Here is a 12,649-nt window from a genome sequence, read left to right on the forward strand (position 1 = left end):
GGCTTGTGCAAATGTTTGCAGCGCGCTAGCCGCGCCGGCGGGTCCCGGCGGTAGCTGTCGCCGACCAGGGGTCTTCCGGCCACGGATGCTTCGGGTAGCGCCCCCGCATGTCGGCACGCACCCCGGCGTAAGGGCCTGACCAGAAACTAGCGAGGTCATCAGTAATCGCCAGAGGGCGGCCCGCCGGGCTGAGCAGGTGGAATTGCACAGTGACGCCACAAAACTCCGGCGATTGCGCCAGGCCGAAACACTCTTGGAGTTTCACCCGGCAGACTGGGCGGCCGTCGTCGTAAAGCAAGCGGTGCGTGTTGCCGCTCGGGACTCGCAGGCGGGCCGGGGCGAGGTCGTCTAGGTGGGTAGCCTCCGGCCAGGGGAGGAGTTTCTGCAGGTCTTGCACGGTGACTTCGCTTCCGGACAACCAGAGTTCCGCGCGTGCTGCCAGCGATTCCCACGACATGTCCGGCCAAGGCGCGCCGAGCTGCGCGTGGATGAAGGCGAGGCGGTGCCGCAACGCGGTGGCGTCCTCGGTCCACCGCAGCTCCAGCCCGTTAGATACCGCTGTGAGCAGCGCCTCCCGCACGTCATCCGCTGCAAGCTGCACGGGTGTCGAACTCAAGATGATGGCGCCAGCACGCGTCACCTTCCGCCCCCGCACCTGACCATCCACCACCGCAGCCTCCACCGCGGTAGTCGGCGGCACGATGGTCAAAGCTTCCGCTTCGGTGAGCGGGGCGGCTGCCCGGATGATGGCGCCATCACGCGTGCGTTGCACTTCCGCACAGGCGATCCATTCGCTGTCCAGCGGGAATGCCAGCCGGGCGCGGGTCCCGGATGCTAGCTGGTAGGCGTCGTCAAGCCGCCGCGCCACCCACCGCGGGTAGGCGAGCGCGGTCACCCAACCGGCGGCCTGCGGAGGGCTCTCCGGTGCCAGGCGGGCCAGGCGGCGCACCTCGCTTGTCGACGCCCGCAGCTGCGCAACATTCCCGCTAGGCGAATCGCTGAGCACCGCGATCGTTGCCGCGGCGCCCGCACCCGCGCTGAGCAGCGCGTGCCCGAGGCGCGGCGGAAGCGGAAGCGTGGCCAATTCCGGCCCAGGCGAGCCTAATTCAAGGAGAGTCTCCTGGGCTTCGTGGAGGGCTTGCGGGGTCGGTGGATCCAATAGTTCCAGGTCCGGGCTGCCCCAGGCTTGCATCGTGAGCACCGCTGAAGTGAGATCAGCCGAAGAAATCTCCGGCAGGGTGGCTGCGCGGAAGGCAGCAAACTCCGTTGCCGAATACGCTCGAATGACAATTCCGGGCCCTTCACGCCCGGCGCGACCAGCGCGTTGCTCGGCGGAGGACTTGGAAATCGACTCCGTGACCAGCCCAGTCATGCCTCTGGCACGGTCCCGACGAGGCACCCGGGCCAAACCGGAATCAATAACCACGCGCACCCCGGGCACCGTCACTGAGGACTCCGCCACTGGGGTGCTCACGATGATCCGCGGTCCAGGTGAATACAGGGCGGCATCTTGTGCTGCGACATCCAGCCGGCCATGCAAAGCAAAGACCGGGGCTTGGGCACAACTAGCTAGCACCAACTCAATTTCACGCACTCCAGGAACAAACACCAACACCGAATTCTGCGTGTGCGTGAGCTCGCGGACAGCGATCCTTCCTAGCTCGGCATAGAATTCCCGAGTGCCGGTGAGGCGTCCCGCCACGGGCTCATAGCGCACCTCGACGGGGTGCAGCACGGATTCGGTGGCCAACAGGGGAGCACCCAGATAGTCACAAAACTTGGTGGCATCCAAGGTAGCGGACATTGCGATAAGAAACAGATCATCGCGCAACACGACGAGTTCCCGCAGCATCCCCAGCAGGAGATCGGTCTCCAGTCCTCGTTCGTGCACTTCATCGACGATGACTGCAGCCACCCCGGGTAGCTCTGGGGTGCGCAGCAAGCGGTTGAGCAACACCCCAGGGGTGAGGAATTCAATTTTGCTGCCGGGTTCATGAGAGCCACGGATGCTGTAGCCGATCTCGCCCTGGTGCTTCGGCCCGGTCAGTGCGCGTAGCCGGGCAGCGGCCGCCCGGACCGCAACGCGTCGAGGAGCCACCACGAGGACTTTCCCAGGCTGCTCCTGGGGATCCGCATTGCTGAGCGCATTGCTGACCGCATTGCTGACTGCTGGCGGCACGAGCGTCGTTTTGCCCGTGCCCGGCGGGGCTTGCACCACGAGGGTGGGGCTGTGCTGCAGTAATGCCGGAAGCCGGTCAATATCCCGAGCTAGGGATAGACCGGCTCCCACGGTAGAGAGATCGAACATTAAGGCTGAACCATGCGCTCCTGAACCTGCCCGGTAACCATGTCCAGATCCTGCTTGATCGACTGGTGCGCGCGACGACGCTGCTCCGGCGTCATGAACTCGGCATTATCGACGGCCTTGTCCAGCTCGTCGAGGCGCTCGGTAGCATCCATGACGAAACCACGCGGCAACGTGGAGTTCTTCAGGGAGTTACGCGCCCCAGCGATGCGTGCCTTTAGTGGGGCACCGTGGCCGGCGAAGGCGGAGAGCTGTTCAGTGGACACGCCCATGCGCTGTGCTTTGCGCTGGTTAATGAGCTGCTGTGCCTGGGTAGCGCCACGGTAGAGCAGTGGCAGCAGGATCGGGGCGACCATGCGCGCCACACCCACATAACGGCTAACCGTAGCCTTGTTCAGCTTGCCGGCCTTGCGCTTTTCCAGCTCTGCCTTGGCAAGCTTCATCTCGTGCTTCTGCTTTGCCTTTAGCCCCTTCTTCTCGGCCTTGAGGAGGCGATGTTCCTGCTTCGCTAGCAGCTTCTGCTGGCGCGCGCGGTCTTTGGACGTTGCTTTGACCTCGGCGATCGCGCGCGTCTTGGCTGCCTTAAGCTCGGCCTTTGCCTGTGCGCGTTTCTTCTTCAAGTTCTTCAGCAGACCCATGTCTTGCTCCTCACGTCAATAATTTACGTTTCATTCTTTCGCCGGCTACGTGCTCACCGAAGGGCGAGTCTGCAACCAGCATAAGCTGTGTTCGTGGTGACCTTTCGGCCTGGCTTTTAACCCAGACTACCCGTGTCATGGCAGAGTTGAAGGTTGTGAAGGCGAGAGACTTGGTCGGATGCCGCTACCGTGTGGTCCAGCACGAGCGGTTCCCTGACGTACCTCCCACACCTGCGAGCCTCGCCCGGCACGAACGTTATGAGGCGGCCCGCGCCGTCGTCATGGCCCTGCTCCCAGACCGCCGGGCGCTGGGGGATCGAGGTGCGTTTAGCCGGGTGACGGCGGGGACCTATCTGGCCACTTTGGAGGCGATGGCGGCCGAAGCAACGCTCATCATTGACGCGGTCTTGGAATGGGACGTTTTCGAGGTCGACGTGGATATTTTGGTGCGGATGCCAGATGGCTACCTGCCGGTGATTGTGAGCAATCACCGCGTCGCAAGGCCCGCCCCGGGCAAGACGGTGCGCGCTATCGCTACCTCGCGGTTGGGGCTGGGGCAGATGCTCGACGTGCCTTACCGGATGCGTCGACATTCCATCGATTCCTATCACCTGGCGCTCGCCAATCGCGCATTGGCGCTGGTAGGGCAAGAGACCGGGCTGGGTGGAGTGATCGGGCAGGATCGCAGTCGCTGCTTCATCGAGCCGGTGGCGGTGTTCAACCAGGCGCTTACCGCCGCGTTGGCGGTCCCGGTGCCGGACGCGCCACGCCGGGTGAAAGAATGCGATTCCTGCCGATTCTGGACCCACTGCGCCCCCGTCCTCGAAGCCGCCGACGACCTCTCCCTCCTCCTCCCCGGCGAACGCAGCACCCCCTACCGCGAACGTGGTATCAACACCATCGCGCAGCTTATCGACGCCGACCTGGGCGAAGCCTCCATCCTGGCGAAGGCCTATCGCGCCGGGACCGTCCTGGTGCCCCGCGGACCCTTGAGCGCTCCGCGTCGCGACATCGAAATAGACATCGATATGGAGGCCTACCTCGACCAGGGCGCCTACCTTTGGGGCCTGCTTAGCGACGACACCTATCGCGCATTCGCGTCCTGGGACCTAGCCGGGGAAGCGGAGAACTTCGCCACGTTTTGGGCGGAGCTCTCCCGCCTCCGGGAAGCAGCTCACGCTGCCGGGAAAACCTTTGGGGCCTATTGTTATTCCGCGCATGGGGAAAACCACTGGATGCTCCAGTCGGCTCGACGTTTCGGTGGGCTGCCCGGTATCCCGCGGGAGGAACAAGTGCGGGAGTTCATCGGTTCCGAGGATTGGATCGATGTTTTTGCCCTGGTCAAGGCCCAACTTTTGGGACCTTTTGGGCTGGGGTTAAAAGTGGTGGCGCCTGAGGCTGGGTATTCCTATTCCGGAGATGTCGATGGTGAAAAATCCGTCAATATCTACCTTGAGGCGCGGGGTGGGTCGGAGGCTGCGCGCGCGGAATTGCTGGCCTATAACGAGGATGATTGCCGGGCCAACCGAGCGGTGCGGCACTGGCTGCGAGGTGGATCCTAGTACCCTTCGCTGCGCTTCACCCAGGCGATGACCGCGTAGGTCACTGGCATGCAGATCACCTCGACGAGGGTTTTCCAAACGAAGCCCACCACCACGTAGTTGAGGAAGTCTGCCCAGGTTGAGATACCGATCGCGGAGGCCACAATCGCGCAAAACAGCAGGGTATCGGCAAATTCACCCACAATTGTCGAGCCCAAAAGTCGGGCCCACAGGGACTTTTCACCAGTCCGACGCTTCAAAGCCACGAGCACATAGGAATTCAACGTCTGTCCCACCAGGTAGCCAACCAGGGAGCCCAGCACAATCTGCGGGACCAGGCCAAGGATCGACTGGAAGGCAGGCTGCGCCTCATAGAAAGGCGCGCTAGGCAGTGCGATTGCCACGTAAAAGGCGAGGACCGCAAGCAGCATGGCGGCAAAACCCGTCCAGATAGCGCGGCGCATCGCCCGGAACCCGTACACCTCAGTCAGGACATCACCAATGATGTAGGCGGCGGGGAAGAGGAAGAAGGCGCCGTCGGTAATGATGGGCCCTAACGTCACGCCCTTTTGGGCCGTAATGTTGGACACCACAAAAATGGTGACGAATAGCGCCAGCAGGATCGGGTAATGACTACGGGGAACGGGGATCTCTCGGGTGCTCACCTGCCACATTGTATTATGTGGCCATGAGTGGAGCAGGACGATATGCGCCGTCGCCAAGCGGAGACCTGCACCTAGGCAACCTCCGCACGGCCCTGATCGCCTGGCTGTGCGCCCGATCGACGGGGCGGGCCTTTCACCTGCGCGTCGAAGACGTGGATACCGCGCGATCTTCCGCCGCAGCGGCTGAGCGGCAGCTGGCGGACCTCGCGGCGATCGGCCTGGACTGGGACGGCGAGGTCGTGTGGCAGTCTGCGCGCAGTGATGCCTACGAGGTGGCCCTCGCATCTCTGCCCACCTACGAGTGCTACTGCTCGCGTCGCGACATCCTCGACGCCGCCCGCGCACCCCACGCCATCCCCGGTTCCTACCCCGGGACCTGCCGTTCGCTCTCCGAAAGCGAGCGCGCTTCTCGACGCGCCGAGCTGGCCGCAGCTGGCCGCGTGCCACACCTGCGGCTGGCCGCTGGGGTTACTCGGTGGACCGTTCACGATGCTTTGGCAGGTGTTTATGAGGGGGACGTCGATGACATGATCCTGCGCCGGGGCGGCAATGTCGGGCAAGCAGGCGACTGGGCGTACAACCTGGCCGTCGTGGTTGACGATGCCTACCAGGGTATTGACCAGGTCGTTCGCGGTGATGATCTGCTGTCCTCGGCCCCTCGGCAGGCATACTTGGCAGCACTGTTGGATTTGCCACCAGTGGAATATGTTCATGTGCCCCTAGTGCTTTCTGCCACAGGTGCTCGGTTGGCGAAGCGTGACGGGGCGGTGACCTTGCGGGATATGCCGGTGGAAGATGTGCGTGCTTGGCTGGCGGCTTCCTTGGGGTTCCCGGGGTTGGCACCTGCTGCGATTCTGGAAGAATGGTCGCTTTCGGCGCTGCCCGGGGAGCCAGTGGTATTCCAATGATCCGCGGCCAGTTGGTGGACTCCTGCGGGCGCTGCGAACACTACGCTTCCGAGCTCGACATCGTGGCCAACCTCTGCCTGACCTGCGGGGAATACTGGGCGTGCTATCGGTGCCACGAATCAGCCGGGCATCAGTTTGGCCGGGTGCCTCGGACCTCTGGACTCTTGGCAGTGCAGTGCGGGATGTGCGGGCATTCGATGACGTACGAGGCGTATTCGGCTGGTTCTTGTGCTTCTTGTGGCGCCGGGTTTAACCCAGGGTGCGCGCTGCACGCGGATATCTATTTCAGCTGATAGCTCGGCAGGTGCACGTTTTCGCCCCTTGGCAAAACCCTAAGGCGCCACCACTACCTGTCCGCGTGCGCCCCGCTCGGCGTCGATGAACTGGTGGTTGACGAAGGTGTAGGTGCCGGCCTCCGGGAAGTGCGCTTCCACAAAACCGCCTTGGGCGGCCAATAATCCCAAGGCCTGCGCCCCGCCACCTGTTCCGCCGGCGCCACCGACTCCGTTGCGAAGCACGTAGGCGCCTTCGTGGTACACGGTATGGAATTGCGCTCCGACGATATGGAAAGACAGGCTACGGTTCGGGCCCGCATCGAGCACCCAGAACCGTGCGGTTTGCCCTGCTCGCAGCTGCAGCGGGTGGGCTACGTACTGGTTTTCCATGCCGTTGAACACCACTGCGTCTGGGGTGCCGGCCGCCAGTTTCGCGGGGTCTACCGGGTTTTCTGCGGAGCCGGTGAGTCCGTAGACTTCCGATTGAACTAGCAGGTACTCGGCGTCGACAGGTGCGAGGTCTGGTGGGTCGATGATGACTGCGCCGAACATGCCCGCTGCCACGTGCATGGACATCGGCATGGTGCCGCAGTGGTACAGCCAGATGCCGGCTCGTTCGGCGCGGAAGTTGTACTCGAGGCTTTCCCCTGGATTGATAGGGCGCATCACTTGGTCAGGTGAGACGATGCCAGCGTGGAAGTCGATGGAATGCGCCATCGAGCCGTGGTTGACGAAGCGGACGCGGAACTCATCGCCCACCCGACCACGCAGCACTGGGCCCTGCAGGCCACCGTTGAATGTCCATCGTCCGCGCCCGTCGATGACGACCTCCGAGACGTCGATCGTGACCTCGTGAACTTTCCCGGCCGGAGCTGGGGCGAGCGTGGCGTCAACTGCGTGAGGGATGTCTGTGGCATCCTTTGGGCGTTGCTGTGTCGGTTGTTGGGGTGTGGCGGGTGCTGGGGAGGATTCGTCGTCGACAAGCACCTGCAAGGTCATACCCTGCATCTTGTGGCCGGCGATGGAACACCAGGCCTCGGTGGATGTTGAGATGATGCCGGCGTCGAGCTCGGTGGTGGCGCCAGGTTGCATCCGGCCAGTGGTGGAGCCGGAGGGGAAGACGAGGTCGTGGATCTGGGTGTCGTTGTTGTGTACGGTGATGATCAGGCGATTGCCCGCGGGCACCGTGACTGACGACGGCATGAAATGCATGTTGTGCATGGTTAAATCGATGCGAGTGGTCTCGCCCGTGGCAGCCACCGGGGTGGAAACCGGCGCAGGGGCAGTGTTGCCACCAAAGACGAGCGCAAGCGCGCACAGCAACGCGACACCGGCCGTGACCTGCCCCCAGCGTGGCTCGCCCGCCTTATCGACGCCCGCGTTGTCGGCACCCCGCTGCGCCATTGCCGCGCGTTGCGCGCGCACCGCCCGCGGGACGCCCACCAGCAGGTAGGCCAAGCAGAGGCACACCAGCGCCGAAGCCGCCACTTTCAGCCAGGAATTGCTGGCGAATACCCAGACGAGCAGCCCGCCGTTGATGATCGTGGAGCGGAACAGTGCGGCGCGATTGAGCTCGCGTAGGCCCGCTCGTACCGCTGTTGGTCCGCCGCCGATGGTGGTGGGGAGCAGGTAAGACATGGTGCCGATGAGTAGTTGAGCGCCGAATCCTACGAGCAGCCCGAGGGTGGGGAGGTGGCCGTCGGCAAGGCGCAGCAGCGAGCCGATCAGCCAGATGACCGCGGCGAGCGCGGAGACTGCGGGGAAGCTGATGCGGTCGCGGGGGTCCCGAAGCACGGGCGGGAGACAGCTGAGGAAGCCGATGAGCGCCAGCGTCCACGCGAACGCGTAGACCAGCACGCCAACCTCGTAGAATTTCACCGCCAAAAGAAGACCGATTATGGCCACGATCAAGGCGTATTTGGTCAGGTCCCAGCGGATTTTCGTGCGCCACATCGCTGGGAAGAGCACTGAGAGTGCGCCCATCGCTGCCAGACCAACGAAGCCACCAAAGTTGGCAAGCAAGTGTGCGCGCAACAAATCAGTATGTCCCCGGCCCACGAGTAGCCCCAGAATTGCGCCCACAGCCAGAGAAAACGCCGAAGCCATGAACGCCAGCGAACTATGTGTAAAGCGTTTGCCCCAGGTGATTTGCCGCGCGATCTGCACGCCGTGCCACGCCAACAGCAGGCTTACCGACGTCGCGCCGACCAGAAAAGCGCCGGGAACAGCGAAGATCTTGCCGATGATCGTCAGCAGGATCGCGATGTTGAGGGCGTAGGTCCGCCACACGAACACGCGATAAAAGGTGGCGGTAGGCGAGCTGTGTTGCCATTTCTCGGTGAAATGCTGGCTCCAAAGCACGATCGAGTTGGTCAGCGCGCCCAAGGTGAACATGTGGATCAGGGTCCAGCGGTAGCTGGGGATCGCGATGTGGCTTAAACCTGCGATCACCAATGCAATGAGCCACCAAGTGATGAGGCGACTGGTCTTTGAGTGCCAAGTGGCAGGGCGTTTGGTAGAACGAGCACCCAATCGTTTAAACATGCATTTAGCATACATCTTTTCCAAGGGGGATTTTTGCAGGTAGTTGCCTAGTTTGGCTGAGGTGTTCCACGCCACAACCAAGCGCTCAACATCACGATGAGGGCAGCTAAGTCTGCGAGCCAGATGAGCAGCGCTGTCCAGGAATGGTGAAAGAAATACCCGGACAGCCAGCCAAAGAGTGAGCTGCCCACGTAATAGCAAAAGAGGTACATGCTGGACGTCTCCGCACGGTGTGAGGTGGCGGTGAGTCCCACCCAGCCAGAAGCCACCGAATGTAGCGCGAAGAATGCGGCGGTAAACACGAACAAGCCGAGCAGGATGAGGGTGAGGTTTGTGGCGACAAAGAGGGGTATCGTGACGAGCATCAAGGTGGCGCAACCGACAATGGTCGGGCCCTGGCCCCACCTGCGCACGAAATTGCCTGCTCGCGCGGAACTCCACGTACCGGAAAGGTACATGAGGAAAAGGAGACCTACCAGGCCTTCGGAGAGTCCGAACAGCTCGATCATCCGGAAGCCGATGTAGTTGTAGATGGACACCGAGGTGCCAAGCGCGAGCATCGCGATAAGAAACAGGGCAGCCAACCTGCGGTTCATCCAATGGCCGAGCATCACCTGCAGCTCGGTACGCAGCTCGATGCGCCTCGGCCGGAAGTTCTGCTGCGCGGGCAGCAGCACCCACACGCTCAGCGCCATAATCAGGGCGAACATTGCGTTGAGGCCCATTGCCCAGCGCCAGCTGGCGAGTTCCATGATCCCGGCGGGGATGAGTCGTCCGGAAAGACCGCCGAGCGAGTTGCCAGCGATGTAGAGTCCCATCGCGCCAGCTAGATCCCGCTTATCGATTTCCTCCGATAGCCACGTCATCGCCACCGCCGGGGCGCCCGCGAAACATGCGCCTTGCAGACCTCGGAAAACGATGATCCAGGTCATGGAATTCAAGAAGGGGATAGCTAGCCCAAACCCGGTGGCTAGCAGCAGGGATAGGATCAGCATGCGGCCGCGCCCAAACCTTTCGGAAAGCACCGAGGCGGGCACGATCATCAAGGCCATCGTGCCGGTCGCGGCCGATATGGTCAGGGAAGCGGTGGTCGGAGTGACGTTGAATACCGAAGTAAATGTAGGTAGCAGCGCCTGGGTGCAGTAGAGACCGTTAAAGGTCGCCAGTCCGACGGCGAGCATGGCGAGCGTCGCGCGTCGATAAGCGGGGTCGCTCTTTCGGATTCCAGGCATATTTCTATGGTGCCCGGCCTATAATGATTAGTAAAATGTCAAAAGTTGAAACAATAGATACGGAATCGGCATGAATTTTGGGACGGAAGACCTCCGCAGTTTCATCGCAGTCGCCGACGAAGGACACCTCACCGACACCGCCGACAAGCTGGGCATCCCGCAACCGACCCTGTCCCGCCGCATCGCGCGCATCGAATCCGCGCTAGGCACGGAGCTGTTTGACCGCGTCGGCCGCTCCCTCGTCCTCAACACGCGCGGGACTGCGTTCCTAGCCGCCTCGCGACGCATCATCCACGAAGTCGATGCCGCCACCACCGAAGTGCACCGTCTCATGGACCCCGAACTCGGCACCGTCCGCCTCGGGTTCATGCACTCGCTCGGCACCTGGCTAGTCCCGGCCCTGCTGCGCCAATACCGCTCCCAGCATCCGAACGTCCAATTTGAGCTGGTGCAGGCCGACGCCCTCAGCCTCGCCGAAGCCGTGCTTAACGACGCCCTCGACCTCGCATTCGTAGCGCCCGCGCCTCAGCTCGAAGGGGTCGCATGGCACGAAGTGAGCACGCAACAGCTAGCGATCGCGGTACCCGAAGACCATCGGCTGGCCGACGCGAAAAGTGTGTGCCTCAAAGATCTTGAAAATGAACCATTTGTAGGCATGTACCCCGGTTACGGCATTCAAATCCTGCTGGAACGACTTTGCGCTGCCACGGGATTTGCTCCCAAAATAGCGTTCACCACCATGGAAATGACGACCGTCGGCGGATTGGTTGCGGCGGGCCTAGGAATCGCCTTGCTGCCGATGGGAGACGACCGACTCATCCCAGATGGAGTGGCGCTCGTCCCGCTGGAACCCCGAACCGAGCGCGAAATTGGCCTCGTGTGGCGCGAAGCTCAGGCAGAAAACTCGCCGCCAGTGCGGATGTTCAAGGACTTCGTGTTGCGCTCGGGGCGCTGGTAGCAGGCGGGATTTTGATGCTTGGTTGTTGGTGCGATGGCTCGCTAGCTCACGTCGATTGCCTGTGAAGTGGTACAAAATCGCAGGGCGCATTCAACGGCGCTGTTCGTCGCGCCGGCAGGAAAAGTAGAAAGCCCCACCGGAGAGTAGGTCTTTCTACTCACAGGCGGGGCTCGACTCGGCCGATCTTGGCCAGCTCGGCCAGTTTCTGACCGATGTGCTTTTTACTTGGCGGCAGCGTAGCGCTTAGCTACTTCGTCCCAGTTGAAGACGTTCCAAACAGCCTTGACGTAGTCAGCCTTCACGTTCTTGTACTGCAGGTAGAAGGCGTGCTCCCACATGTCGAGGAGGAGCAGTGGACGCAGGTCGATGGAGAGGTTGCCCTGCTGGTCGGTCATCTGCTCGATAACGAGGCGCTCGCCAATGGTGTCCCAAGCCAGGACTGCCCAGCCGGAGCCTTGCAGGCCGAGTGCGGCAGCTTCGAAGTGAGCCTGGAAATCTTCGAAGGAACCGAAGTCGCGCTCGATAGCTTCCAGCAGCTCGCCGGTTGGCTTGCCACCAGCGTTTGGAGCAAGGTTCTTCCAGAACAGGGAGTGGTTGGTGTGGCCACCAAGGTTGAAGGCGAGGTCCTTAGACAGCGCAGTAACGGCAACGCCGATGTAGCCGTTCTTGCGGGCATCTTCCAGCTTCTCCAGCGCCGTGTTGGCACCGTTGACGTAGTTCTGGTGGTGCTTGGTGTGGTGCAGTTCCATGATCTCTGCGGAGATGTGTGGCTCGAGAGCGTCGTATGCGTAGTCGAGCTGTGGCAGTTCGTACTTAGCCATGTGAATTGTCCTTTCCATTGATGGTGTGTCCCCCATGATAGGCGTGTTTGTAGATTTCGCAACGAATTACGCAACTAGACTGTTGTGTATGGGATTTTTGTTTGGACCGAAACCGGAAATGATCACCGCTGAGCAGGCTCTTTCTGGGCGTGATGAATCGATCAATCCGACGCCACAACCGCATGCGGTGCTCAATGTTCCCCTAGATATGCAGGGTGAAAGCGTACTAATTGGCATTGGATGCTTCTGGGGTGCGGAAAAAATGTTCTGGCAGCTGCCAGGGGTGCTCGCCACGTCGGTTGGGTATGCCGGTGGCTACAGCCCTAACCCGACTTACCGAGAAGTGTGTACTGGTCTGACTGGTCATGCTGAAGTAGTCCGAGTTGTCTTTGACCCCGAGCTGACATCGTTGCGTGAGTTGGTGATCGCGGCACTAGAAGCTCACGATCCAACACAGGGCTATCGACAAGGTAACGACGTCGGAACGCAGTACCGATCCATCATCTCTAGCGACAATCCACAGCTCGTCCAGGAATTGGTTGATTCCTACGGGGCAACCCTAGAGCAGCACGGCTACCCTGCGATTACCACAGAGGTGGTCGGACCGGTCACGTACTACTTGGCTGAGGAAGAACACCAGCAATACCTGCACAAAAACCCGGATGGATACTGCCCTGTGCATTCCACTGGCGTGAAGTGCGGCTAGTGTACGCATAAAAATGCGGGGTTAGGTAGGCGAAAGCGTGTCTCTTATTCATGTTT

Annotated in this window: 11 protein-coding genes; 5 read left to right on the top strand and 6 right to left on the bottom strand. The window is 61.7% G+C overall.

Translation table 11 applies throughout. From position 1 onward, the window contains the following. Window positions 1-25 precede the first annotated feature (25 nt). Both CEPID_RS00795 and CEPID_RS00800 read right to left on the bottom strand, forming a co-directional pair. On the bottom strand, window positions 26-2,308 hold the full coding sequence (locus CEPID_RS00795) for an ATP-dependent RNA helicase (protein WP_047239348.1): 2,283 nt from the start codon (window positions 2,306-2,308) through the stop codon (window positions 26-28). Continuing rightward, window positions 2,308-2,943, bottom strand: coding sequence for a DUF6474 family protein (locus CEPID_RS00800; RefSeq protein WP_047239349.1), 636 nt, complete (start codon window positions 2,941-2,943; stop codon window positions 2,308-2,310). The genes CEPID_RS00795 and CEPID_RS00800 overlap by 1 nt, the downstream gene beginning before the upstream one ends. Before the next feature lie 137 nt (window positions 2,944-3,080). Here CEPID_RS00800 and CEPID_RS00805 point away from each other — a divergent pair, with 137 nt between their 5' ends. Further along, window positions 3,081-4,505 carry a TM0106 family RecB-like putative nuclease gene (locus CEPID_RS00805; protein ID WP_047239350.1) on the top strand — a complete coding sequence of 475 codons (1,425 nt, stop codon included), beginning with the start codon at window positions 3,081-3,083 and terminating at the stop codon, window positions 4,503-4,505. On the opposite strand, the gene CEPID_RS00810 is transcribed toward CEPID_RS00805, so the two are convergent. Then, entirely contained in the window at window positions 4,502-5,149 is a 648-nt protein-coding gene (locus tag CEPID_RS00810) for a queuosine precursor transporter (protein ID WP_236684267.1), read from the bottom strand. The genes CEPID_RS00805 and CEPID_RS00810 overlap by 4 nt on opposite strands. 23 nt (window positions 5,150-5,172) lie before the next feature. Between CEPID_RS00810 and gluQRS the strand changes: the two genes are divergently transcribed. Next, the gene (gene gluQRS, locus CEPID_RS00815; RefSeq protein ID WP_047239351.1) at window positions 5,173-6,057 is read left to right on the top strand and encodes a tRNA glutamyl-Q(34) synthetase GluQRS; all 885 of its coding nucleotides are present in this window, start codon (window positions 5,173-5,175) and stop codon (window positions 6,055-6,057) included. Beyond that, the gene (locus CEPID_RS12695) at window positions 6,054-6,350 is read left to right on the top strand and encodes a CHY zinc finger protein (RefSeq protein ID WP_083984316.1); all 297 of its coding nucleotides are present in this window, start codon (window positions 6,054-6,056) and stop codon (window positions 6,348-6,350) included. Before gluQRS ends, CEPID_RS12695 begins: the two co-directional genes overlap by 4 nt. Before the next feature lie 39 nt (window positions 6,351-6,389). Here the strand turns inward: CEPID_RS12695 and CEPID_RS00820 are convergent, their stop codons facing one another. Beyond that, complete coding sequence (locus CEPID_RS00820; protein WP_052843259.1) at window positions 6,390-8,876, bottom strand: multicopper oxidase domain-containing protein; 2,487 nt, start codon at window positions 8,874-8,876, stop codon at window positions 6,390-6,392. Between the two features lie 47 nt (window positions 8,877-8,923). Continuing rightward, entirely contained in the window at window positions 8,924-10,108 is a 1,185-nt protein-coding gene (locus CEPID_RS00825; protein ID WP_047239353.1) for an MFS transporter, read from the bottom strand. A gap of 70 nt (window positions 10,109-10,178) precedes the next feature. On the opposite strand from CEPID_RS00825, the gene CEPID_RS00830 reads away from it, so the two are divergent. Beyond that, window positions 10,179-11,066: a LysR family transcriptional regulator gene (locus CEPID_RS00830; RefSeq protein WP_047239354.1), complete on the top strand. Its 888-nt coding sequence runs from the start codon at window positions 10,179-10,181 to the stop codon at window positions 11,064-11,066. 221 nt (window positions 11,067-11,287) lie between these two features. Here CEPID_RS00830 and CEPID_RS00835 read toward each other — a convergent pair whose 3' ends face one another. Further along, window positions 11,288-11,887, bottom strand: coding sequence for a superoxide dismutase (locus CEPID_RS00835; protein ID WP_047239355.1), 600 nt, complete (start codon window positions 11,885-11,887; stop codon window positions 11,288-11,290). A gap of 88 nt (window positions 11,888-11,975) precedes the next feature. Between CEPID_RS00835 and msrA the strand changes: the two genes are divergently transcribed. Beyond that, window positions 11,976-12,593 carry a peptide-methionine (S)-S-oxide reductase MsrA gene (gene msrA, locus CEPID_RS00840; protein ID WP_047239356.1) on the top strand — a complete coding sequence of 206 codons (618 nt, stop codon included), beginning with the start codon at window positions 11,976-11,978 and terminating at the stop codon, window positions 12,591-12,593. Window positions 12,594-12,649: the final 56 nt, after the last annotated feature.

The organism is Corynebacterium epidermidicanis (assembly GCF_001021025.1).
GTDB lineage: Bacteria > Actinomycetota > Actinomycetes > Mycobacteriales > Mycobacteriaceae > Corynebacterium > Corynebacterium epidermidicanis.

Bases quoted from the DNA above. Each gene is read 5' to 3' on its own strand.
- CEPID_RS00795 (WP_047239348.1), bottom strand. From the start codon at position 2,308: ATGTTCGATCTCTCTACCGTGGGAGCCGGTCTATCCCTAGCTCGGGAT.
- CEPID_RS00800 (WP_047239349.1), bottom strand. From the start codon at position 2,943: ATGGGTCTGCTGAAGAACTTGAAGAAGAAACGCGCACAGGCAAAGGCC.
- CEPID_RS00805 (WP_047239350.1), top strand. From the start codon at position 3,081: ATGGCAGAGTTGAAGGTTGTGAAGGCGAGAGACTTGGTCGGATGCCGC.
- gluQRS (WP_047239351.1), top strand. From the start codon at position 5,173: ATGAGTGGAGCAGGACGATATGCGCCGTCGCCAAGCGGAGACCTGCAC.
- CEPID_RS12695 (WP_083984316.1), top strand. From the start codon at position 6,054: ATGATCCGCGGCCAGTTGGTGGACTCCTGCGGGCGCTGCGAACACTAC.
- CEPID_RS00820 (WP_052843259.1), bottom strand. From the start codon at position 8,876: ATGTTTAAACGATTGGGTGCTCGTTCTACCAAACGCCCTGCCACTTGG.
- CEPID_RS00825 (WP_047239353.1), bottom strand. From the start codon at position 10,108: ATGCCTGGAATCCGAAAGAGCGACCCCGCTTATCGACGCGCGACGCTC.
- CEPID_RS00830 (WP_047239354.1), top strand. From the start codon at position 10,179: ATGAATTTTGGGACGGAAGACCTCCGCAGTTTCATCGCAGTCGCCGAC.
- CEPID_RS00835 (WP_047239355.1), bottom strand. From the start codon at position 11,887: ATGGCTAAGTACGAACTGCCACAGCTCGACTACGCATACGACGCTCTC.
- msrA (WP_047239356.1), top strand. From the start codon at position 11,976: ATGGGATTTTTGTTTGGACCGAAACCGGAAATGATCACCGCTGAGCAG.